Here is a 23576-nt window from a genome sequence, read left to right as displayed (position 1 = left end):
CTAGTTGCCAAATACCACCGTGCGCCCATTGTGCAGAAAGACTCGCCGCTCAAGGTGATAGCCAATAGCGCGGGCGAGCGTCAGACACTCTATATCGCGCCCTTTGGCGACCAGGTCCTCAGGGTAGTGTGCATGATCAACTGGCTCCACCCCTTGAGCAATAATCGGCCCCTCGTCCAAGTCGTTATTGATGTAGTGCGCCGTAGCGCCTACCAGCTTAACGCCTTTTTCGTAGGCCTGGTGGTAGGGCTTGGCACCTTTGAAGCCCGGTAGTAGTGAGTGGTGAATGTTGATGGCTCGCCCGCTCAACAGCTCGCACATGCTCGGTGACAATACCTGCATGTAGCGCGCCAGAATTACTAGCTCCGCCCCGGTATTCTCAATAATCTCGAGTACCTGGGACTCCTGCTCGGTCTTGGTCTCGGGCGTGATAGGCAGATGATAGTAAGGCAGATCATGCCAGCTCGCTAAGGGCTCAAGATCCGGGTGATTGGAGATAATCGCCTTGATATCCAGTGGCAACTGCCCGGTACGGTAGCGATAGAGTAGGTCGTTTAAGCAGTGATCTGCCTTGGATACCAGAATGACCGCACCCGTGCGCTTGGCGGGAGGGGTCAGTTCAAATGTCATGCCGAAGTCGGTGGCGCGTGGCAGAAAATCCTCCTGAAACGCCTGCTCATCAAACGCTTCTCGCTCGGGGCGAAACTCCGCTCGAATAAAAAAGCGTTCACCCAGCCGATCATCAAATGAGCTCAGTTCGGTGATATAGCAGTGCTGCTCTTTTAAAAAGCGGGTCACCACATCGACCGTGCCCAGAATGCTGGGGCATTGGGCGGCAAGTATCCAGGTATCCGTCATTCGGCTCATGGCGCTTCTCTTTCATCAGCTTGATCAGCAGTCAGGGCAGGCCGGTGGTGCCGGCCTGCCGGCTTATTATTGTGTGTCGATACCATATTCCGCCGAGGCGTCGAGCAGCCAACGGTAGCAGTAGTCGGCAAAGCTGCGGCGCACCACCAATTCCCAGTGTGTCTCGGAAGGGCGGCGCAAAACCACGGTGGCCTTGGCAAACATGGTGGTTACCCCCTTGCCCACGGTAAATGTGCTGGGATGTACGTCATAGGAGACCGACTTCATCAGCACCTCGCGGGCGTTGTCGCCGCTTAGCGTTAGCACTGTCTGGCCGCCGCTTGCATTGACGATGCTCACGTGGGCATCGCCCAAGGCCTGGCGCAGCGCACTTTCTAGCGCGCCCTCTTCGCCGCCCGGCACAATCACTAGCCACTCGTCGGGTGAGAGCCACTGGATAGTGCGCTCGCCGCTATCGTCGTGTTCCAGAGCATTGGGCTTGGCTGGTAGGCTCATGCCCAGCGTGGCGCGAACCGCTTCATCGAGCACGATGGCCCCGCCGCGCAGCACCAGGTGGCCCAGCAGTGCTTTTTCACGCAGGACAACGCCTGCCTGACCGTTAGTGCGGGGCGCCGGGTGCTGCTGGTAGCTCCACGCCAGAGGAGATTCGACCTGCGGATTGCCGTCGGGCACGGTGTTGAACTCGCAAACGTTAGGTACACTCGCGTTAGACATGCTGGCGCTCTCCTTTTGGATCGATGAAGACAGGGCTTACGATTTCAGCTTCATGCACTGTGCCATCGGTCATGGGAATATAGACGGTCTGCCCCATCCGCTCGTGACCACCCATTACCACGGCAAGGGCGAAGCCGTGTTTGAGCGAGGCGCTGTAGTAACTCGACGTTACGTGCCCCTTCATGTCCATAGGGATCGACTGCTTGCCGTCAAAGACGACCTGGGCGCCTTCCTCCAGTACCACGCTTGGGTCTTTGGGTTTCAGGCCGACAAACTGCTTGCGGTCCGTACGGCGGGTATCGGGGCGTGACAGGGCTCGCTTGCCGATCCACGGGAAGGGCTTGTCGTAGCCGATCGCCCAGCGCATTCCAAGATCTTCCGGCGTCACCGAACCGTCGGTATCCTGGCCGACAATGATCAGGCCTTTTTCCGCACGCAGGACGTGCATGGTTTCGGTGCCGTAAGGCGTCAGGTTGTACTTTTTACCGTGCTCGAAAAGCTTCTTCCAGACGTGCATGGCGTAGTTGGCTTGCACGTTGATCTCGAACGCTAGCTCGCCGGTGAACGAAATGCGGAAGATGCGCGCGGGCACCTCGGCGACCGTGGCATCGCGCCAATCCATGAACTTGAAGTTCTCTTTATCAAGATTCATGTCGGTCAGCTCGGACAAAAGCTTGCGGGCGTCCGGGCCGGTCACGGTCATGGTTGCCCAGTGGTCGGTCACCGAGTTGAAGTAGACCTGAAGCTCCGGCCACTCGGTCTGGTGCCACAATTCTAGCCACTCGAGCACGCCTGCCGCGCCGCCGGTGGTGGTGGTCATCAGGAAGTGGTTATCACCCAGGCAACTGGTGGTACCATCATCCATCAGCATGCCGTCGTCTTTACACATCAGGCCGTAACGCACGCGGCCAGGGGCGAGCTGGGCCCACTTGTTGGTATAGACGCGACCCAGGAACTCGCGGGCATCCGGGCCTTGAATATCAATCTTGCCAAGCGTCGAGGCATCCAGAATACCCACGCCTTCGCGCACCGCCAGGCACTCGCGGTTGACTGCATCGTGCATGGTTTCTTTCTTGCCATTCACGGTGCGGGGGAAGTACCACGGGCGTTTCCACTGGCCGACATCCTCGAACTCGGCGCCGTTTTCCACGTGCCACTGGTGCAGCGCGGTGTAGCGCTCAGGGTCAAACAGCTCGCCGCAGTGACGGCCAACGATGGCGCCAAAGGTCACCGGCGTATAGTTGGGCCGGAACACGGTGGTGCCTACTTCGGGAATCGAGCGTTTCAGACAGCGTGCAGCAATCGCCATGCCGTTGATGTTGCCAAGCTTGCCTTGGTCGGTACCAAAGCCCAGCGCCGTGTAGCGCTTGACGTGCTCAATGGATTCAAAGCCTTCGCGGGTGGCAAGCTCAATACCCGCCGCGGTGACATCGTTTTGCAGGTCAACAAACTGCTTGGGCGCGCGTAGGGCGCTCTTTTCATGCGGCACTTGATAAAGCGCGCAGGAAGGCGCATCACGCCGCGCTCGAGTGGCGGGCAGGGCAGCTTCCTCGGCGCTGTTAAAGCCGCACTCCAGCGCTGCCTGACACCCAATGCGAGCGCCATCAGCAAGCGTTTCGCCGAGGGCATAATAGCCCGCCACGCCGCCAGCCGACTGCATGCCCTTGACCGTGCCGGGCACAAAACCTAATAACTCTTCGTTCCATGCCGGGCGTGTGCCGGTGTGTGAGGAGAGGTGGATCACCGGGCTATAGCCGCCGGAGGTGGCGATGGTATCGCACTCAAGCTCTTCGGCTTTGCCGGTCACCACGAAACGCTCAAGATCAATGGCCGAGACGCGTGCGCCGGTAACACGCTGATTACCGCGTGCTTCGATGACGGCACTGCCGGTGATCACGCGAATACTGCTGTCGCGTGCCTGGCGAACCAGGTCGCCATCGGGGTTGGCGCGGGCATCGACAATGGCGACGACCTTACGTCCGGCTTCTTTCCAATCGAGGGCTGCGCGGTAAGCGTGGTCGTTGCTGGTGGAAAGTACCAGGCTGTTGCCGGGCACCACCGCGTAGCGGCGAATATAGTTGGATACGGCGCCTGCGAGCATGGTGCCCGGCAAGTCGTTGTTGGCGTACACCAAGGGGCGTTCGTGGGCGCCGCTGGCCAGCACCACTTGGCGGGCGCGCACGCGGTGAAGACGCGCACGTGATTCACCGGGGAAGCCCGCTTCACGGGCGGTATCGGCCATATGCTCGGTACGCCGCTCGTGCAGCGTGACAAAATTGTGGTCGTGATAGCCGTTGGCGGTGGTGCGTGGCAGCAGCGTCACGTTATCCATCGCGCCAAGCTCTTTTACTGTTTGCTCAACCCAGCGCGTCGCTGAAACGCCATCCAGGGTTTCGCGGCTATCCAGTAGCGAGCCGCCCATCTCTTCATGTTCATCACACAGGATCACACGCGCACCGGAACGCGCGGCAGAAAGCGCCGCGGCAAGCCCCGCTGGGCCCGCGCCAATCACCATCACATCGCAGTGGTGATGCATGTGATCATAAATGTCCGGATCGGACTCGGTCGGTGCACGACCCAGCCCCGCGCCCATGCGGATGTACTTCTCATAGGTCATCCACATCGAGGCAGGGGCCATAAAGGTCTTGTAGTAGAACCCTGGCGGCATAAAACCACCGCCCAGCTTGCCTACCCAGCTCATTACGTCACGCTGAACGTTGGGCCAACCATTGGTACTGCGCGCCACCAGGCCGTTGTACAGGCCCTGCTGGGTAGCGCGGACGTTGGGCACCTGGGTGTCATTCTTGGCGCCCAGCTGAACGACGCCATTGGGCTCTTCGGCACCGGCGGCGACAATGCCGCGAGCGCGTGAATACTTGAAGCTACGGTTGACGATATTCACGCCGTTGGCGAGCAGTGCCGAAGCGAGCGTGTCGCCTTTCAGACCCTGGTAACGCTGACCGTTAAAGGTGAATTCAAGCACTTGGGAACGATCGACACGCCCACCGGCATCAATACGATTTTTCTGGGTCATGACGAGGCCTCCTCATTCAGTGCTTTATTTTCAGGCCCTGCGCCCACGGTCTGCCAGCCGCCATCGGCCACCTGACCACCTTGTTCGTGACGAGCATCGGGCGTTGTCGCCGTAATGCTTGGCTGCTCACCCATGGGGTAGGTTTCGAGAATTTCGTAGGTCACCGTATTACGGGTGATATTGAAGAACTTGCGACAGCCCACCGAGTGCACCCACATTTCGTGGTGAATGCCGCGCGGGTTGTTGCGGAAGAACAGGTAGTCACCCCACTCCTCGTCGCTGGTGTTGTCCGGGTCGGAAGGGCGCATCAAGTGGGCCTGGCCGCGAGGGTGGAACTCCTCTTCCTCGCGGTGCTCCTTGCAGTAGGGGCAGAAGATATAAAACATGATGGGCTCTCCTCAGTGCGCCACGCCAGCGGCGCCGTGTTCATCAATCAGCGCACCGGTATTGAAACGGTCGATGGAAAAAGGCGCAGCGATGGGGTGCATTTCACCCTTGGCCAGGCTTGCGGCGAAAACATGCCCGGAGCCGGGGGTCGCCTTGAAGCCACCGGTGCCCCAGCCACAGTTGAAATACAGACCTTTAACCTTCGTTTTGGACAGGATCGGGCAAGCATCCGGGCAGGTATCGACGATGCCGCCCCACTGGCGGTTCATGCGCACCCGAGAGAACATCGGGAACATCTCGACGATGGCCTGAAGGGTGTGCTCGATGGTCGAGTAGCTGCCGCGCTGGCCGTAACCGACGTAGCCGTTGATGCCCGCCCCGATGACCAGGTCGCCCTTGTCGGACTGGCTGATGTAGCCGTGAACGTGGTTGGACATGGTGACGGTATTGAGGACCGGCTTGAGCGGCTCGGACACTAATGCCTGCAGCGGATGGGATTCCAGCGGCAGCTTGATGCCCGCCATGTTAGCCAATACGCCGGAGTTGCCCGCCGCCACGCAGCCCACGGTATTGGCTTCGATATCACCGCGGTTGGTGTGGACGCCCAGCACCTTGCCATCGCGAATCTTGAAGCCGGTGACCTCGGTATTCTGCAGAAGATCCACGCCGAGAGCATCGGCACCACGCGCATAGCCCCAGGCCACCGCATCGTGGCGCGCCACGCCGGCACTCTTCTGCCAGGAAGCGCCCATGATCGGGTAGCGGGCGCGGCTGGAAATATCCAGTTGAGGCTCGATCTCCTTGATCTGTTGCGGAGTGACTACCTCGCTGTCGATACCATTCAAACGGTTAGCGTGAACGCGGCGCTGAATATCACGCATGTCCTGCAGGGTGTGGCCCAGATTGAGTACACCGCGCTGGGAAAACATCACGTTGTAGTTCAAATCCTGGGAGAGGCCCTTCCACAGATCCAGCGAGTGGTTGTAAAGCCGCCCTGATTCATCCCATAGATAGTTAGAGCGTACGATGGTGGTATTACGTGCGGTGTTGCCGCCGCCCAGCCAGCCCTTTTCAACCACGGCGACATTCTTGATGCCGAACTCTTTCGCCAGGTAGTAAGCAGTGGCTAGCCCGTGACCGCCACCACCGACAATGATGACGTCGTAGCGCTTCTTGGGCTCAGGGTTGCGCCACTGGCGCTCCCAGTTCTCGTGATGTCCAAGCGCATGTTTGACCAGTCCGAAGCCGGAATAACGTTGCATAAAGTTTCTCCTTGATCGGCTCCGCGGAGCCGGCTGGCGGCTATCGTCAGGCGATTGAGGCGCTATCGGCTACGTGCTCACTGGTGGTTTGGGCTTGGCCATATACCGGGTAGTGGGCACACAGGTCGGCGACGTTTTCGCGTACCTGGTTTTCTACGTCAGTGGTGTCCTGCTGGTCGGCCAGTACGTCAAGAATGTCGCAAATCCAGCCTGCCAGGTGCTCACAGTCTGCCTCAACCATTCCGCGGGTGGTTACCGCCGGAGTGCCAATGCGCAGGCCCGAGGTAACGAAGGGGCTTTGCGGGTCGTTTGGCACAGTGTTCTTGTTGACCGTGATATGCGCGCGCCCAAGGGCTGCGTCGGCATCTTTACCGGTAATGCCCTGTTTGATCAGCGAGACCAGGAACAGGTGATCGTCGGTACCGCCGGAAACCACATCAAAACCACGCTCAACGAAGACGCGCGCCATCGCACGGGCGTTGGCGATTACCTGACGCTGGTAGTTAACGAAGTCCTGGTTCATGGCCTCTTTGAACGCCACCGCTTTGGCCGCGATCACATGCATCAGCGGACCGCCCTGCTGGCCGGGGAATACCGCGCCATTGAGCTTCTTGTAAAGTGTCTCGTCGCCATCGGCGGAGAGAATCAGGCCGCCGCGCGGGCCGCGCAGTGTCTTGTGGGTCGTGGTCGTCACGACATGGGCGTAGGGCAGCGGGCTCGGGTAGAGACCAGCAGCTACCAGGCCCGCTACGTGGGCCATATCGACCATCAGATAGGCGCCGACTTCATCGGCGATGTTACGGAAACGGCGCCAGTCGACCACGCGTGAATAGGCCGAGAAACCCGCAATGATCATTTTCGGCTTATGCTCTCGCGCCAGCCGCTCTACTTCGTCGTAGTCGATTTCGCCGGTGCCTTCGACCAGGCCGTACTGGATAGCGTTGTAGTGCTTGCCCGAGAAGTTGGGGGCTGCACCGTGGGTCAGGTGGCCGCCGTGGGCCAGGCTCATGCCCAGAATAGTGTCGCCAGGACTTACCAGCGCCATGAATACCGCCGCATTGGCCTGAGCGCCGGAATGGGGCTGCACGTTGGCATAGTTGGCACCAAACAGGCTGCAAGCCCGCTCGATAGCCAGCGCTTCCACCTTGTCGACGAATTCACAGCCGCCGTAATAGCGCTTACCGGGATAGCCTTCGGCGTACTTGTTAGTCAACTGGGTGCCTTGTGCTTCCATCACCAGCTTGCTGGTGTAGTTCTCAGAGGCGATCAGTTCGATGTGGGCTTCTTGACGCGCTGTCTCTTCAGCGATTGCCGAGGCAAGGGCCGTGTCGTAGTTGGCCAAGCGGGCTTCGGGAGAAAAATTATTGTGAGTCATCTGGGTCTCCAGGCTAGTCGCTTATATTCGGTCTGGGAGTTTGTTAGCGTCAGGAATGGCATCACCATTCACGCTATCGTGCCGCGATAGTATCGCTGGGCTTGCCCCCCAAGATGCTTACCGACGTCACCGCTCGGCGTATTTGCGACATTGACGTGAATTTTTTATGGGCCTTTATAAGGCGTCGCTCATTTATTGCTCGACGTCGTTTATAAGTAATTGCGGGTAGGCCGGGTGCGTCATGCTGCGGCAACAGGCTAATCTTTAATTGGCCTGCTGATCAGGAAGCGTTTCTCGAAAGCGCTTCACATACGCCAGCTCGATTTAAAATAATGATGCCAGCGCAGTTGTTGGAGTGGCCCTTGATAGCGTCCTTGAGACCGCTCTCTGAGAAAACCTCTTGAGACTGCGCCAGCACCCGGAAGAGAGGATTTCGCATGTCCAACAATCGTGGTGTTGTTTATATCGGCGACGGTAAAGTCGAAGTTCAGGATATCGCCTACCCGAAAATGGAAACGCCCCATGGCAAGCCCATTGATCACGGTGTCATTCTGAAAGTAGTGTCCACGAATATTTGCGGCTCCGACCAGCACATGGTACGCGGACGCACCACGGCGCCTACCGGTATGGTGCTGGGGCACGAGATCACCGGTGAGGTGATCGAAAAAGGCAAGGGCGTCGAGTTTCTAAACATTGGCGATATTGTATCCGTTCCCTTCAACGTCGCTTGCGGCCGCTGCCGCACCTGTAAAGAGGGCCACACCGGTCTTTGCCTGCATGTTAACGATGACCGAGCGGGCGGTGCCTACGGCTATGTTGATATGGGTGGCTGGGTGGGCGGTCAGGCGCACTACGTAATGGTGCCCTACGCTGACTTCAACCTGCTCAAGTTCCCGGACCGTGATCAGGCCATGAGCCAGATTCGCGATCTAACCATGTTGAGCGATATTCTTCCGACCGGTTTCCACGGCGCCTTGAAAGCGGGCGTTGGTGCGGGTTCCACCGTGTACGTAGCGGGCGCAGGCCCTGTAGGGCTGGCCGCTGCCGCCTCGGCACGCCTGTTAGGCGCAGCGGTAGTGATGATTGGCGATTTCAACAAGGATCGCCTGGAGCACGCCCGCAAGATGGGCTTTGTACCGATTGATCTAAGCAAGCATGACCGTTTGGGCGAGATGATTGCTGCGGTGGTCGGCGAGCCTAGTGTGGACAGCGCCATTGATGCGGTGGGCTTTGAAGCGATCGGGCATGGCGGTAAAGAGCAGCCGGCAGTGGTGCTTAACCAGATGATGGAAGTCACTCGCGAAGGCGGTTCTATCGGCATTCCTGGTCTATACGTAACGGAAGATCCGGGTGCGACCGAGAAAGCTGCACAAACTGGTAGCCTGAGCCTGCGCTTTGGCCAGGGCTGGGCCAAGGGGCTCTCGTTCCATACCGGCCAGACGCCGGTAGTGCAGTACAACCGCCAGCTGATGCAGGCCATTCTGCACGGGCGTTTGAACATTGCCGAGATCGTTAACGCCCAGGTGATTTCGCTGGAAGATGCGCCAGCAGGTTACGAGCAGTTCGATGCGGGCGTGGCCAGCAAGTTCGTGCTTGATCCGCATGGATTGCTTGGTGTTGCCTGATTAAGCGCTAAAAGAAGCGGGTAACCAACGCTAATAACGCTCATGGCTACGTGCCATGGGCGTTTTTTGTGTCCGCTTAAGGCGAGTGTACGGCACAAAAACGGATACCGAGGAGCTCAGTATCCGTTTTGGGATCGGGCTAGTGGTGAATAAGGGGCTACCGCATTAGAAGTCGACTACCAGGTCACCTTTCGGTTTGCTGCAGCAGGACAGAATGTAGCCCTCTTCAATATCTTCGTCGGTGATACCGCCGTTATGCTCCATTTCCACCTCGCCAGATTTCAGCTCCACTCGGCAGGTGCCGCAGATGCCCATACCGCAAGCCTTGGGAATATGCAGCCCCAGCTTGGCGGCTGCGGCGTGAACCGTTTCGCCTGCTTGTATGCGTACACTTTTGCCCGACTGGGCAAATTCGATGTTGATCAGATCCTCAGGCTCTGCTAGCTCGGCTTCCACTTCGGCCTGCTCGGCAAGCTCCAGGACGTCTTCCTGAACGTCAACCGGCGTCTCGCCAAACAGCTCTTCATGGTAGTGGTCCATGTTGTAGTTGTTGGCGCGCAAAATCGCTTTGATGGCATTCATATACGGTACGGGGCCGCAACAGAAGATCTCCCGCTCAAGGAAGTCCGGTGCCATCAGCTCAAGCATGGGCTGGGTGAGAAACCCGCGGTAGCCAGCCCATGCCTCACCGATATCTTCTTTCTTCTCGCACACGATATGGAGCTTGAATTCGGGGATGCGCGAGAACATGTGCACCAGCTCGCGATGGAAAATGACATCGCGCGGGGCACGGGCGCTGTGGATGAACTCCACATCGACGTTGGCGTTGGTATCGAAGAGCCAGCGCGTCATCGACATTAGCGGTGTGATGCCTACACCGCCTGAGAGAAGCAGCACCTTCTCGGCAGGAAAGTCGATGGAGTTGAAGTTGCCCACCGGGCCATGGACCACCAGCTCGTCGCCGACCTTTAAATTGGCATGCAGCCAGTTGGAGACCTGGCCTCCCGGCACCTGCTTGACCGTGATTGAGAAGCTGTAAGGCACAGAGGGAGAGCTTGAAATCGTATAGGAGCGCATAACGGGCTGATTATCGATTTCGAGCTCTAGTGTCACAAATTGGCCCGGCTTGAAGAAGAACATTACCGGCTGTTCAGCCATAAAGCAGAACGTGCGAACGTCCCAGGTTTCCTGAATGATCTTCACGCACCGCACATGGTGGCGGCCGTTGGTCCAGGTTTGGGTCGTGACGGGATTAAAGAAGTTCGTTGTCATCGTCGTCTCAATATGGCCGTGCTATCGCGTTGCCTTCACCGGCCCGTCCTGTCTGCACGGTCCAGCACCATTAACCTGCATTCTGGGTACGCGCTTTATGACCAGCTTGCCTGTTAGCGACACGCACTTACCTTGCGGCACCTTCTGCCTATCAAAAATCTCCGCCCACGTCGTCGCCACGCCACATAGTGTCGTGGGCAGACAATTGAAAGCAAATGGCGTGGACCACAATCCATCAACAAGTAGCAAGCGCTGCGCGCTTCACACAATCGCCAGGTTCAGCAACTTAACAACAACACAATTACGTTTGGTTAATGACTCTGTCGCCACCCTGGGTAAGGGAGGCGGTATTTAAAAGGATATCTGGTATGAACAAGACAATGGATGACACACTCAACGACCCTCTGGCTGCCATGCGTGAAGCGACGGTTGATATGCTACAGTCCCGCGCGCACGCGTTTTCTCTACCCCAACCGTTCTATAACGACGCCCGCTTGTTTGCGCTCGACATGCAGGAAGTCTTTGAAAAAGAGTGGCTATTCGCAGGGATGACTTGCGAGATCCCGGCCAAGGGCAACTTTATGACCTTGGAAATCGGTGATAATCCCGTTGTGATTGTGCGTGGCGGTGAAGGCCAGATTCATGCTTTTCATAACGTATGTCGCCATCGTGGCTCACGGCTGTGCACCAAGGACAAAGGAAAAGTCGCTAAACTGGTATGCCCCTACCATCAGTGGACTTACGAGCTTGACGGCCGCTTGCTGTTTGCCGGAAGCGACATGGGTACGGACTTCGACCTTAACCAGTTCGGGCTGAAGCCGGTTAGCGTGCGCACGGCGGGGGGCTTTGTATTTATTAATCTGAGCGATAACCCGCCCGCCATCGACGACCTCCTGGAGACGCTTGAGCACTACCTTGAGCCGTACCAGATGGATAACGTCAAGGTCGCTGTAGAGTCGAGTATTATTGAGCAGGCCAACTGGAAGCTGGTCATCGAGAATAACCGCGAGTGTTATCACTGTAATGGTGCGCACCCAGAGCTTTTGAACTCGCTAATCGAGTTTGACGATACCGAAGACCCGCGCGCGACGGACAAATATAAAGACCTGGTGACCCGCAAGCAGGCCGATTGGAACGGCGAGCAGGTGCCTTGGCGGCTCAAGCGCTTTGACAAGCGTAACCGCCTGACGCGCACACCGCTACTTGATGGCGTGGTCTCCATGACCATGGATGGCAAGCCAGCGTGTAACAAGCTGATGGGCCGGTTGACCAGCCCGGACATGGGCTCGCTGCGCATTCTGCACCTGCCCAACTCCTGGAACCACTTCATGGGCGACCATGCCGTCGTGTTCCGTGTATTGCCGCTTGGCCCGCAGAAAACCATGGTCACGACCAAGTGGCTGGTGCACAAGGACGCGGTAGAGGGCGTGGATTACGACCCGGAAAACATGCGTCGCGTGTGGGACGCCACCAACGATCAGGATCGCCAGCTGGCGGAAGAGAATCAGCGCGGTATCAACTCCAAGGCCTACCAGCCCGGCCCCTATTCACCAACCTACGAGTTTGGCGTCATCGACTTTATTGATTGGTACTCCGAGCGCATGCTCAGTAATTTGGGAAGCGATAGCGTATCGCTGCAGTTGGCGCAGGGCTAACAGCACGCTGATGATGGGCTGGCCCGCTTTGGCGGGCCAGCCTGCGTTTAGCAATTGCCAATCCGTTCATCAACGCATTAATCAATCAGCTCATGCCCTTACTCAAAGGGCAGAAAACGCTCAATAGCGTGGCGCACCGAAGGCAGCAGAATGTCCTTTTGATCGATAAGCTTGCGCACCAACGCTGGCAGCTCGGCAACCGCCTGCTTGCGATGGGTCTCAGCGGCGATTTGAGCACATGTATCGGGGTCGGCGTGCTCTGGAATATCGATACCCAGCGCGGTCAGCTGTGCCCGAAAATCATCACCATCAATCAGTTCGACAATCATCATGACGGCATCCTCTCTTGTGTTGGTTGTTGGTCTGTCAGTGTACCTATAAATCGGCTGGCAATAGCGCTGGCAACGCGGCAATAGCTATGCCGGGGTCGGTTTTGAATAACTGGGCAAGTGAGTATCGCCTAAAAATTTAAACGCCCTATCCGCTACCTCGGCGGTTAGCGTACAGAAAAAAATAACAATGAGGATAACCTATGGACCATGATGATCCTGTTTTGACCCCCGGTCAGGATAACAAGCAGGTGATGGGGCTGGATTTCCATAACCCCGTCTTTCCGCTCTCCGCACTCGCCATTCTGCTGTTTATTCTTTATGCGCTGATCTATCCCGATGCTGCGAATACCCAGCTTGGCCTTGCCAAGAACTGGTCGATTGAGCATTTCGACTGGCTGTTCATGATTGCGGGTAATATTTTTGTAGTGTTCTGTCTGGCGCTTATCTGTCTTCCGGTTGGGCGGATACGCTTGGGCGGAAGTGATGCCAAGCCGGAATACTCGCGCACCTCCTGGTTCGCCATGCTGTTTGCGGCGGGTATGGGTATCGGGCTGATGTTCTGGAGTGTTGCTGAACCAGTGGCCTACTACACCGATTGGTACGGTACACCCTTGAATATTCCCCCAGGTACACCGGAGGGCGCTAGCGCCGCCATGGGCGCCACCATGTTTCATTGGGGGCTTCATCCATGGGCGATCTATGGCGTTGTCGCGCTATCCTTGGCTTTTTTTACCTACAATAAAGGCTTGCCGCTAACCCTGCGCTCTGCTTTTTACCCGATTTTGGGTGAGCGAACGCGCGGCTGGGCAGGCCATGCCATTGATATTCTTGCCGTATTAGCAACCATCTTTGGCTTGGCAACGTCGCTTGGCTTTGGCGCTACCCAAGCGGCTGGCGGGCTTGCCTATCTTTTCGGCATACCCAATACCCTTGGAACACAGATGGCAATCATCCTGGTGGTTACGGTGATTGCACTGTTTTCGGTATGGCGGGGAATCGACGGCGGCGTCAAGCTGTTCTCGAACATCAATATGGTGGTCGCGGCAGTGCTGCTGCTGTTTGTGGTAATCGCCGGACCGACGCTGATGATTATAACGGGAATTGGCACCACAGCAGTGGACTATGTCAGCCATATCCTGCCGCTTTCGAACTGGATTGGCCGCGATGATGACGTCTGGTATCACGGCTGGACCATCTTCTACTGGGCGTGGTGGATCTCCTGGTCGCCGTTTGTGGGGATGTTTATTGCCCGCGTATCCCGGGGGCGCACGGTACGCGAGTTCCTGATTGCGGTGCTGTTGGTGCCGACGCTGGTCACGCTGGTATGGATGAGCACCTTTGGCGGCGCGGCACTGTTTCAGGCCGAAAATAGCATGGGCGAATTAGCCAACGGCATCAGCGACGTTTCGCTTGCCATGTTCCACATGCTGGAGCTACTGCCGTTCACTGGCATCACCTCGACGCTGGCGATTGTGCTGGTGCTGGTCTTTTTCATTACCTCGGCGGATTCTGGCTCCCTCGTCATCGACAATATCACCGCGGGCGGGAAAACCGATGCGCCCAAGGGGCAGCGGGTGTTCTGGGCCGCGCTTGAAGGTGTCATCGCTGGTGTGCTGCTTTACGGTGGCGGTAGCGCGGCGCTTAGCGCGCTGCAAGCAGGCGCGGTGGCGACAGGGTTACCCTTTACGCTGGTGCTTCTGCTGATGTGTTTCAGCCTTTATAAAGGGCTTCACAAGGAGTGGCGCGAGCTCAATGCGGTGCCCAAAATAGCGCGATAGTCAGATTTTTTGCTGTACTTTGTTGTTGCCAATAGGGGCGCCATTTCAATGGCGCCCCTATTGGTTAGCGGATATCGTGTCGTGATTCCTGCATGCGTTGCCGCTAATAGCAAAGAGTAGGCAGCCAAAGCATTGCACCATGGCTAAGCAATATTAATAACCTGACGGCTATTCTCATGATTTACACCATCGCAATACTGCTCAGCCTGGTGGGCTACTTTGTTATCGGGCATCTCGCCGGACGGCGCGTCAAAGGTCTGGATGATTATCTGGTTGCTGGCCGCAATGCCCCCACGTTTTTTATCCTGGGCACGCTGGTAGCAAGCTATCTCAGCACCAGCGCGTTTCTCGGTGAAACGGGTTTTGCCTATCAGGGCTATCCGTTTGTGATGCTGATCTTCGCGGCCGTCAGCACCTCGGGATGCCTGCTGGGTGCGCTGGTGTTTGGGCGTTACCTTCGGCGTAGCGGGGCACGTACCGTGCCGGAATTTTTTGGCAAGCGCTTTGCCTCACGCCGTGTTCAGGTGATTGCCGGGCTGACCACAATTATCGGCCTGGGCGCGTATCTGTTAGGCGTTATGCAGGGCGCGGGCATCATGTTCTCTGAGCTGACCGGTATGCCGTACTGGGTCGGGTTGGTATTGGTGTGGGCAACGTATACGGGTTTTATTCTCTATTCGGGATCGCCCGGTGTCATGCTCACCGACACCATCATGTTTGTGATCTTCTCGCTGGCAGCCTTGGGCGGTTCGATCTATGTGATTCAAGATTTGGGCGGGTGGAACGGTGTGGTGGAAGGCCTGCTTACCCAAACCGACAAGCCCGGCATTGCGCTATGGCACGGCGTGCTGGAAGGGCCTGAGGCCAGCTTCTCTTCGCCTGGCGAGGCGCTTACCTGGGGACTAACACTCGGCCTTGTGTGGGCGGCGGTGCTGGCGGCGAGCCCTTGGCAATCCAGCCGTTACTTGATGGCCCGCAATGAGCACGTGGTGATGCGTTCGGCCATGTTGACGGCGGTGGCGCTGGCCATCTTCTACGCATTGATGATGATGACCGGGGCGGCCATCAATCTTTACGATGCTGGGCTGGACCCGGAGCGCTCCATGATTTGGGTGGCGCTCAACGTGCTGCCAACCTGGCTTGGCGTGGTCATTCTAACGGGCGTCTTTGCGGCGGGGCTATCGTCTTGCTCGACGTTTCTGTCGATCATCGGCTTTAGCCTCTCCAACGATATCCTCTCAGCCTCGCAAGATGAGACGTCGGCCATGCGTAAAAGCCGTATTGCGGTGCTCGCTGCGGGCTTGATAGCACTGCTGCTGGCGCTGTTTCAACCGCCTGCGGTTATGTCAGTGGTATGGTTTGCCGCCACGCTATTTGCCTCTTCCTGGGGGCCGGTTGCCTTGATGAGCATCTGGAGCAAGCGGATTACCGCCGCAGGCGCGGGCTGGGGCTTAGCGGTGGGCTTTGTGGGTAACGTCGCGCTGTCGATGATGATTCAGGCCGAGTGGCTTAGCCTGCCGGTATATTTGCACCCGGTACTGCTAAGCACCTTGATGGCGCTGGTGTCGATTACGCTGGCTTCCAGGTTTACCCATGTCAGCCAGGCCGAGAAAGAGTACCAGACGTTTCTGCATACATTTGATGCTCAGGCCGTCAGTGGCTGGGTGACAGGCACCCGTGTGATTGCGCTGTGCACCATGCTTTCCGGTGGCGCCATCGGGGTATTTCTCTGGCAACAGTACGCGGTCACGCTGGCCGGGTTCGCCGAGCAGTTTAGTGTGCCTGGCAGTGCCGTGCAGGGCGGCTATATGCTGGCGGTCGGCTGCGGGAGCATGTTGCTGATGGCGGGAGCCGTAGGGTTCTGGGTAGTTCGCCCTCGCCAGCAGAAGGCTTCAACTGCGCCGGTGGCCGTGTCACCTGGTCGTTAACACGGCCTGGGCCGTGAGCCTGCGCTCAACTGTTACGCTTAACCGCTCACCCATGGGTGAGCGGTTGTCTTTTTCTGCCAACCGGGAGTCAATATCATGCAGTTAAGTGGTTATCAGCGCGGTCTGTTGATGGTGGTACTGGGGGTGGTGTTTCTCAGTTTCGACGGCCTGCTGATCCGCCTTGCCGATACCGAGGGTTGGACCATCGTCTTCTGGCGCGGCTTTTTGATGTTCTGTGTGCTGGGGCTTGCGTGTTGTCGAGGCAACCGACTGGCCACGCTACGCGTGAACCCTTTTTCATCGCTGGTTTCGGCAATACTGTTGGGGCTGATTTCGGCGTTTTTCGTACTCGCGGTGATGAACGCCAACGTAGCCAACGTGGTGGTGATCCTTAGCACTGCGCCGTTGTTCGCTGCCCTGTTTTCACGGGTGTTTCTCAAAGAGCGTGTCGCTTTGCGCACGTTGGTTGCGATCGCCGTCTGCATGCTGGGCATGAGTTTGGTCTTTATGGGCGAGGGCGCTCACGGCATGCTGGTAGGCAATCTTTATGCGCTGGCGGCGGCAGCGGCGATTGGCGGTAATTTGACGGTGCTGCGCCGCTTTCCGAGCATTGATCGCATCGTGGTGATTGCTGGCGGGGGCTTGCTTTCTGCGGCAATCGCGCTGCCTTTGGCTTCGCCGTTTGCGCTGGATGCCCCACGCTATGGCGTCCTCGCGGTGATGGGGCTTATTCAGATGCCGCTGGCCACCGTGCTGATCAACAGCGCTACCCGCTATCTGCCGTCGACGGAAGTGGCGTTGTTCTATCTGGTTGAAACCGCGCTGGGTACGCTTTGGGTATGGTGGTTGTTGGGCGAACAGCCCACAGCCTCAACGCTTGCGGGCGGGGCAGTGGTGATCAGCGTGCTGATGGTACATGCGGGGATTGGCCTGCATTTGGAAAGGCAGCGCCTGCGGCTATACCCGGGCTTTATGGGGAAGTAGTACGTTTGACGTTTGCCGCTTGTGAACCTGGACTAAAAAGCCCGCCGAGAAGGCGGGCTGACAGTATCGTTATCATGAAGCAGTGCGCCTAACGCAGTACTCCTTCCTCCTTGAGCAGTTTGAAGATCGCTTCGGCACCCTGTTCTGGGGTGACGTCGTTAAGCGTCTGCCCACCACCACCGCCGGACTTGGCAGCGGCGGCTTTGAAACGGTCACGCGCCGATGATGACTTAACGATCTTAAGCCGCTTGGGACGCTTGCGCGCTGGCTGGAACTGCCAAGTGCTTAGTGCTTCATCAAGCTCGCTGGCCGCTTTTTGATGGGCTAACTCGCCGCGCCTGGCGGGGCCAAAGGCACTTTGGCGGGCAGCGGGCGCGCTGCTGTCCACCGTGGCAAGCGCCGGTAGACGAATGCGCAGGCGCCGCCGCTTGCCGCGCGGCAATGCTTGCAGCACCGTGATCACCCCCTGCTCGACCTTTTCTACCGCCGCTAGACCGGTAATGATCGGCCAGCCAAGCGCCTCGGCCAGTAGGTAGGGCGTTACACCCGAGGCTTCGCCGGTTTCGGCGCGAGTACCGGTCAGCACCAACTGCGGGGCGCTGGCGCGTAACGCGTTGGCCAGCGCGGGGATTACATCGGCGTGGGGTTGCTGCTCGATCAAGCCAACAGAGTTGATACCCATGCCGAGATAGCCGCGGATGGCCTCTTCATGATCGCTATTTTGCTGGCCGGCATGTAGCAGGCTGACCGAGGCGTTTTCCAGCGTCAGGGCCATTTCTACCGCTCGGGCATCCTGGTCGGCGCGGCGTGCGCGCGCGGTCAGTGGGTGTTGGCCTACCGAAACCAGTACAGCGACGTTCAGCGCGTTGGCGGTTGATTGCTTGGCACTTTTGTTACTGACATCATGCGGCATCGCGATTCTCCTGCTGTTCAGCGCGGTACTGCTCAACCCGTGTAACAAGGGCAGCGAGTATCTGGCTGGCATCGCCGATCACTGCCAGGTCGGCACGTTTGACCATATCGCAGCCTTCATCGAGGTTGATCGCCACCACCTTCTCGCAGCTCTGAATGCCCTGAAGATGCTGGATAGCGCCGGAAATTCCTACCGCTACATAAACGCGGGCAGAGACCCAGGTGCCGGTGGCGCCCACTTGGCGGTCACGCGGCATAAAGCCGTCATCCACCACCACCCGTGAGGCGCCTTTGGTGGCGCCGAGCACCTCGGCAGCGTGATGATAGCTATCCCAGCTTTTCACGCCATTGCCAGCAGAAAGGATAAATTCTGCTTCCGCGAGCGATACGCTGGCCGGGTCCACCGCGACTTCGCCCATGTCCTCAATGCGGCCGAGTATTTCGGGAAGCCCGTTAGAAAGTGTGATCGGCTCAGCCGCGTGGCGGGTTTCGCTGACCGGGTCGGCGCACTCGGCCAAGGCCAGTACGATACGGGGCAGGACGCGGGTAATGTCGTTTCTACCTGCCGCACCACGTGCGGTACAGCGCCAGCCGGTTGCGCTTTCAGTGTCTGCCTCGACCTGCCAGACCTGAGCGGCCGGGCGCTCGCCAAGCCTTGTGGCGAGGCGCCTGCCGAGCTCACCGCCAACGCTTGAGTCGGGTAGCAGCCAGTAGCGGGGCATCATTTCACGATCTACGCTCTGCAAGGTGGCGACGCTAAGCTCCGGCAGGTAGCCCGAGAAACGCTCGCCTTCCAAGTGTAGTAGCCGGTCAATACCCGCCTCGTCAAAGGTGGTTTCTTTATGCTCGCCAAACACCACGGCCAGTACGGCACCAGGCTGGGCCGGGTCGGCATCGGCTAGCTGGCGGGCAAGCCCTAACAGATCACGGTCGTGGGAGGAAAGGCGCCCACCAGCCATATCCGGTACGACCGCCACCATAAAGGCGGGAGTGTCGATAGTGACCGGCGTCCTCGTATCCTTGGCCTCAACGCTGCGCCCTGGCGCCTGTGCCGCCTGCTGGACGCCGCTACGATCAATGCGCCGAATGCCGTTGGGACCGATGAAGCCGACCGCATGGGGGTTGCGGCGCATCACGCCGTTAGGCCCCATCCATTCGCTGGCTACTGCGCCGCCACCCAGTTCGGCGAGCATCTCAAGATGTTGCGGGTGCAGGCGGTTGCGGGCGATCCACTCTTTTCGAGGGTCACGACGAACAAACTCGCTCATGGCATTACCTCCAGGGTGGCGCGCGGTGATGCTGGCGCGGGCTTACTTTGGGTCGCCTTTTCGTCAGGCGTTGTGATGATCAACGCGTCGGCGACCAGTTCGGCGATATCCTTGATGTCAGCGCGGGGTTCTACCACGCCTTCAAGCATCGCAGTGCACTGTGGGCAGCCTACCGCGACCAGGTCAGCACCGGCTTCGCGAACATCTTCCATACGCATATCGGGAATCCGCTGCTTGCCAGGAATATCGGTGATCGGTGCGCCGCCACCGCCACCGCAGCAGCGCGAGCGATAGCCAGAGCGAGCCATCTCCTTAACCTCAATCCCTAGCGCCTTGAGCACCGCGCGTGGGGCTTCGTATTCACCGTTATAACGGCCCAGGTAGCAGGGGTCGTGATAAGTCACGTTGCCGCCTTTCCAGGCTTTGAACGTGAGCTTGCCGTCGGTGACGAGCTGGTTGATATAGGTGCTGTGATGGAAAACCTCATACCGGGAAGGCATGTCGGCGGTGCTGAGATCGGCGTACTCGTTTTTCAGCACGTGGAAACTGTGCGGGTCACAGGTAACGATGCGTGCGAAGCGGTACTGGCTCAACGTCTTAATGTTGCGCCGCGCCAAACTCTGGAAAGTAGCCTCATCGCCCAGACGGCGGGCGACATCGCCGCTATCACGCTCTTCATTACCCAGTACGGCGAAGTCGATCTCGGCAGCACGCAGCACACTGATAAACGCGCGCAGCGTGCGCTGGTTGCGCATGTCAAACACGCCATCGCCCAGCCACAGCAGCACCTCGGCTTCGCGCTTGTCGGCCATCAGCGGCAGATTGAGGTCTGCCGCCCAGTGCAGGCGTGAGTCAGGTTCGAAGCCGCCGGGGTTGTCGGTCGCAATCAGGTTGTCTAGCACTTCGGCGCCCTTATTGGGCGTATTACCGTGCTCCAGGGTCAGAAAGCGGCGCATATCGACGATGGCATCAACGTGCTCAATCATCATAGGGCACTCTTCAACGCAGGCGCGGCAGGTCGTGCAGGACCACAACGTTTCGGCATCCACCAATGCGCTACCCGTGCGGGCAACAATCGGGTCGTGGGGGCTGCCGCCATGCTCGCCGACCGGCTTGCCGGGGTAGGGCGAGCCTGCATAGTGGGCGTCGGTGCCGCCTGCCATGCCGACCACCATGTCCTGAATCAGCTTCTTGGGGTTGAGCGGCTGGCCGGCGGCAAAGGCCGGGCAGACGGCTTCACAGCGCCCACACTGAACGCAGGCATCAAAGCCTAACAGCTGGTTCCAGGTGAAGTCAGCCGGTACCTCAACGCCGAGCTTGGCACTTTCGTCATCCAGCGCCAACGGTTTGAGCCCGGTTGAGCGGTGCTCTCCGCCAGCGCGCTTGGAAAAACGCTCGGGGCGGCGATGGAAGGCCAGGTGCAGGGCGCCGGCAAAAGCGTGTTTCATCGGCCCGCCCCAGGTCATGCCGAAGAACATCTCGCCAAGGCCCCAAGTGATGACACCGGCCAGCACCAGTGCAGCCAGCCAGCCTGCTCCGCTTTGGAAAAAGCCTTCTGGCAGAATACCGGCAGTGGGCAGCGTCACCACGAACATGCCGATGGAGAACGCCATTAGGCTCTTGGGCAGGCGCATCCACGGCCCTTTGGAAAGCCGTGAGGGTGGCGGGCTGCGCCGCTTGGCAACCACTAAACTACCCAGGAACATGCTCACCGTGGCGGCCAGCAATACCCAGGCCAAGATAGTGCTATCAAGCCCAAAGCCATGCACCACAATCGCCAGTAATGCGGCCAGCACAAAGCCGCTCGCGGTGGCCACGTGGGTATGGGAGATGAGTTTATCCCGCTCGACAACGTGGTGTAGATCCACCAGGTAGCGCCTGGGTACCTGCATCAAGCCGCGGATAATCGGTGCAGGAGAGGGCCGCCCCTGGCGCCACAGACGCACACGGCGCACAGCTCCAATGGCAGCCAGTAACAGCGCAGAAAACAGCAGTATCGGTAGGAGGGTATCAAGCATGGCGTCTCTCCTCTCAGAGACACCGTAAGTACGAAATGTCATGAGCCTGATGGCCCATGACATTCAGCTTACAGCGTTAGTGGGTCAGAAGTCCTTGCATAACCGCAGCGCGTCATAAATGGCGGCATGCGTGTTGCGTGGCGCGGTGCAGTCACCCAGACGGAACAGCACGAAGCCATCGCCGCTTTCAGACAGACAGGGCTGAGGCTTGATCGCGTAGAGCGCTTCGATATCGGTCTGGCCCTTGTTACGCGACTGCTCCTTGAGGCTGTAGTAGAGGGCTTCATCCGGGCGCACGCCGTTTTCCACCACCACCTGATCCACCACCCGCTCTTCTAACGCGCCGGAGTACTCGTTTTCAAGCACCGCCACCAGTGAGTCGCCTTCGCGATATACCTTATGCAGGGCGAGATCCGAGGTCATGATCACCTCTTTCTCGTACAGGCTGCGGTAGTAGGTCGGGAAGGTGGTGCCACCCACCGCGGCACCCGGCTTGATATCGTCGGTAACGATCTCGACCTTTGATCCCTTGTCTGCCAAGTAGTCGGCCGCTGAAACGCCGGAGAACTCGCAGATAGTGTCGTAGACTAGTACATTCTTGCCCGGCGCTACGCTGCCGCTAAGAATGTCCCAAGTGCTGACCACCAGGCTCTTGCCCAGGTCGCTGTCGTAACCCCACTCCGGTACCTGGGAGAGGAACGGCTGCCCTCCGGTGGCCAGAATTACTATGTCCGGGCGCAGATCAGCAATGGTCGCTTCGTCGGCACGGGTATTCAGGCGCAGGTCGATCTCAAGGCGTGCCAGCTCCAGCTGGTACCAGCGAGTGATGCCAGCAATCTGATCGCGCTGGGGGGCTTTCGAGGCCAGAGTGATCTGACCACCGAGCTGATCCTGGGCTTCAAACAGGGTGACATCATGACCGCGCTTGGCGCATACGTGTGCCGCTTCCATGCCCCCCGGGCCACCGCCCACGATGACTATCTTGCGTTTGGGGCCTTCGCTTTTCTCGACAATATGCGGCAGCCCCATGTATTCACGTGCGGTCGCGGCGTTCTGAATACACAGCACGTCGAGTCCTTGGTACTGCCGGTCGATGCAGTAGTTGGCACCTACGCACTGTTTAATCTGGTCGATCTGGCCCATCTTGATTTTGGCGATGATGTGCGGGTCGGCAATATGAGCACGGGTCATGCCTACCAGGTCCACGTAGCCACCTTCAAGAATACGCTGGGCCTGATTGGGGTCCTTGATGTTCTGGGCATGGATGACCGGCACATTGACCACTTCCTTGATGCCTGAGGCCAGGTGCAGGAAGGGCTCCGGCGGAAACGACATGTTCGGAATGACGTTGGCCAGGGTGTTGTGGGTATCACAGCCAGAGCCTATCACGCCGAAGTAGTCGATCATGCCGGTGGCGTCATGATAGGCCGCGATGCGCTTCATTTCCTCGTGGTCGAGGCCATCGGGGTGGAACTCGTCCCCGGTAATGCGCAGGCCCACCACGAAGTCATTGCCCACCTCGGCGCGCACCGCCTTGATCACTTCCATGCCAAAACGCATGCGATTTTCGAAGCTGCCGCCCCACTCATCGGTGCGCTTGTTGACGCGCGGGCTCCAGAACTGATCAATCAGGTGCTGGTGTACGGCAGAGAGCTCAACGCCGTCGAGACCGCCTTCCTTCGCCCGGCGCGCGGCCTGGGCGAAGTCACCGATAATGCGCCAGATCTCTTCTACTTCGATCGTCTTGCAGGTCGAGCGATGCACTGGCTCGCGAATGCCCGACGGCGATACCAGCGTCGACCAGTCGAAGCCATCCCAGCGTGAGCGACGGCCCATGTGGGTGATCTGGATCATGATCTTGCCGCCATGCTTGTGCACGGCATCGGCCAGGTTCTGAAAGTACGGGATGATGCGGTCGGTCGAGAGATTGACCGAACTCCACCAGCCCTGGGGGCTGTCGATGGAAACAATCGACGAGCCGCCGCAGATGCACAGGCCGCAGCCGCCCTTGGCCTTCTCTTCGTAGTATTTGACGTAGCGGTCTGTGGTCATGCCGCCGTCGGTGGCGTGCACCTCGGCGTGGGCCGTACTGACCACACGGTTACGAATGGTTTGGTTGCCGATTTGGATCGGCTTGAACAGTGCCTCAAATGCCATGGCAGCGA

At 58.7% G+C, this 23576-nt stretch carries 17 protein-coding genes; 5 read left to right on the top strand and 12 right to left on the bottom strand.

Annotated features, from left to right (window positions below):
- The 6 genes from purU to glyA all read right to left on the bottom strand — a co-directional run bounded on the left by purU (position 1) and on the right by glyA (position 7639).
- Positions 1-867 (bottom strand): formyltetrahydrofolate deformylase, encoded by an 867-nt coding sequence (gene purU / locus ACT3TC_RS06815; RefSeq protein WP_442352854.1) that lies wholly within the window; start codon positions 865-867, stop codon positions 1-3.
- Positions 868-933: 66 nt separating this feature from the next.
- Positions 934-1581, bottom strand: a complete 648-nt coding sequence (locus ACT3TC_RS06810) for a sarcosine oxidase subunit gamma (RefSeq protein ID WP_442352853.1) — start codon at positions 1579-1581, stop codon at positions 934-936.
- Complete coding sequence (locus tag ACT3TC_RS06805; protein WP_444639565.1) at positions 1574-4615, bottom strand: sarcosine oxidase subunit alpha family protein; 3042 nt, start codon at positions 4613-4615, stop codon at positions 1574-1576. The genes ACT3TC_RS06810 and ACT3TC_RS06805 overlap by 8 nt, the downstream gene beginning before the upstream one ends.
- Entirely contained in the window at positions 4612-5001 is a 390-nt protein-coding gene (locus tag ACT3TC_RS06800; RefSeq protein ID WP_444639564.1) for a sarcosine oxidase subunit delta, read from the bottom strand. Before ACT3TC_RS06800 ends, ACT3TC_RS06805 begins: the two co-directional genes overlap by 4 nt.
- 12 nt (positions 5002-5013) lie before the next feature.
- Complete coding sequence (locus ACT3TC_RS06795) at positions 5014-6264, bottom strand: sarcosine oxidase subunit beta family protein (protein ID WP_192526867.1); 1251 nt, start codon at positions 6262-6264, stop codon at positions 5014-5016.
- A gap of 46 nt (positions 6265-6310) precedes the next feature.
- Positions 6311-7639: a serine hydroxymethyltransferase gene (glyA, locus tag ACT3TC_RS06790; protein WP_444631032.1), complete on the bottom strand. Its 1329-nt coding sequence runs from the start codon at positions 7637-7639 to the stop codon at positions 6311-6313.
- A gap of 437 nt (positions 7640-8076) precedes the next feature.
- On the opposite strand from glyA, the gene fdhA reads away from it, so the two are divergent.
- Positions 8077-9264 carry a formaldehyde dehydrogenase, glutathione-independent gene (gene fdhA / locus ACT3TC_RS06785; protein ID WP_192526869.1) on the top strand — a complete coding sequence of 396 codons (1188 nt, stop codon included), beginning with the start codon at positions 8077-8079 and terminating at the stop codon, positions 9262-9264.
- A 165-nt stretch (positions 9265-9429) separates the two neighbouring features.
- On the opposite strand, the gene ACT3TC_RS06780 is transcribed toward fdhA, so the two are convergent.
- On the bottom strand, positions 9430-10536 hold the full coding sequence (locus tag ACT3TC_RS06780; protein ID WP_192526870.1) for a hybrid-cluster NAD(P)-dependent oxidoreductase: 1107 nt from the start codon (positions 10534-10536) through the stop codon (positions 9430-9432).
- A 368-nt stretch (positions 10537-10904) separates the two neighbouring features.
- Between ACT3TC_RS06780 and ACT3TC_RS06775 the strand changes: the two genes are divergently transcribed.
- Positions 10905-12191 carry an aromatic ring-hydroxylating oxygenase subunit alpha gene (locus tag ACT3TC_RS06775; RefSeq protein WP_444627343.1) on the top strand — a complete coding sequence of 429 codons (1287 nt, stop codon included), beginning with the start codon at positions 10905-10907 and terminating at the stop codon, positions 12189-12191.
- 98 nt (positions 12192-12289) lie between these two features.
- Here the strand turns inward: ACT3TC_RS06775 and ACT3TC_RS06770 are convergent, their stop codons facing one another.
- The gene (locus ACT3TC_RS06770; protein ID WP_444639563.1) at positions 12290-12523 is read right to left on the bottom strand and encodes a hypothetical protein; all 234 of its coding nucleotides are present in this window, start codon (positions 12521-12523) and stop codon (positions 12290-12292) included.
- A 200-nt stretch (positions 12524-12723) separates the two neighbouring features.
- Here ACT3TC_RS06770 and ACT3TC_RS06765 point away from each other — a divergent pair, with 200 nt between their 5' ends.
- From ACT3TC_RS06765 to ACT3TC_RS06755, 3 genes are all read left to right on the top strand, one after another.
- The gene (locus tag ACT3TC_RS06765; protein ID WP_444639562.1) at positions 12724-14301 is read left to right on the top strand and encodes a BCCT family transporter; all 1578 of its coding nucleotides are present in this window, start codon (positions 12724-12726) and stop codon (positions 14299-14301) included.
- A gap of 176 nt (positions 14302-14477) precedes the next feature.
- Positions 14478-16229 carry a sodium:solute symporter family protein gene (locus ACT3TC_RS06760; protein WP_444639561.1) on the top strand — a complete coding sequence of 584 codons (1752 nt, stop codon included), beginning with the start codon at positions 14478-14480 and terminating at the stop codon, positions 16227-16229.
- 96 nt (positions 16230-16325) lie between these two features.
- Positions 16326-17213 (top strand): DMT family transporter, encoded by an 888-nt coding sequence (locus ACT3TC_RS06755; protein ID WP_444639560.1) that lies wholly within the window; start codon positions 16326-16328, stop codon positions 17211-17213.
- A gap of 88 nt (positions 17214-17301) precedes the next feature.
- Here ACT3TC_RS06755 and etfB read toward each other — a convergent pair whose 3' ends face one another.
- The 4 genes from etfB to dgcA form a co-directional block, all read right to left on the bottom strand.
- Complete coding sequence (gene etfB, locus ACT3TC_RS06750; RefSeq protein ID WP_192526875.1) at positions 17302-18126, bottom strand: electron transfer flavoprotein subunit beta; 825 nt, start codon at positions 18124-18126, stop codon at positions 17302-17304.
- Positions 18116-19393: an electron transfer flavoprotein subunit alpha gene (gene etfA / locus ACT3TC_RS06745; RefSeq protein WP_444639559.1), complete on the bottom strand. Its 1278-nt coding sequence runs from the start codon at positions 19391-19393 to the stop codon at positions 18116-18118. Before etfA ends, etfB begins: the two co-directional genes overlap by 11 nt.
- Positions 19390-21411 (bottom strand): (Fe-S)-binding protein, encoded by a 2022-nt coding sequence (locus tag ACT3TC_RS06740; RefSeq protein WP_444639558.1) that lies wholly within the window; start codon positions 21409-21411, stop codon positions 19390-19392. Before ACT3TC_RS06740 ends, etfA begins: the two co-directional genes overlap by 4 nt.
- Before the next feature lie 84 nt (positions 21412-21495).
- Positions 21496-23568, bottom strand: coding sequence for a dimethylglycine demethylation protein DgcA (dgcA, locus tag ACT3TC_RS06735; protein WP_193054054.1), 2073 nt, complete (start codon positions 23566-23568; stop codon positions 21496-21498).
- Between the last annotated feature and the right edge of the window lie 8 nt (positions 23569-23576).

This window comes from Halomonas sp. AOP27-A1-41, assembly GCF_052378605.1.
GTDB lineage: Bacteria > Pseudomonadota > Gammaproteobacteria > Pseudomonadales > Halomonadaceae > Vreelandella > Vreelandella citrativorans.
The sequence above is the reverse complement of the archived record's forward strand: the minus strand, read 5'-3'. Positions and strand labels throughout refer to the sequence as shown.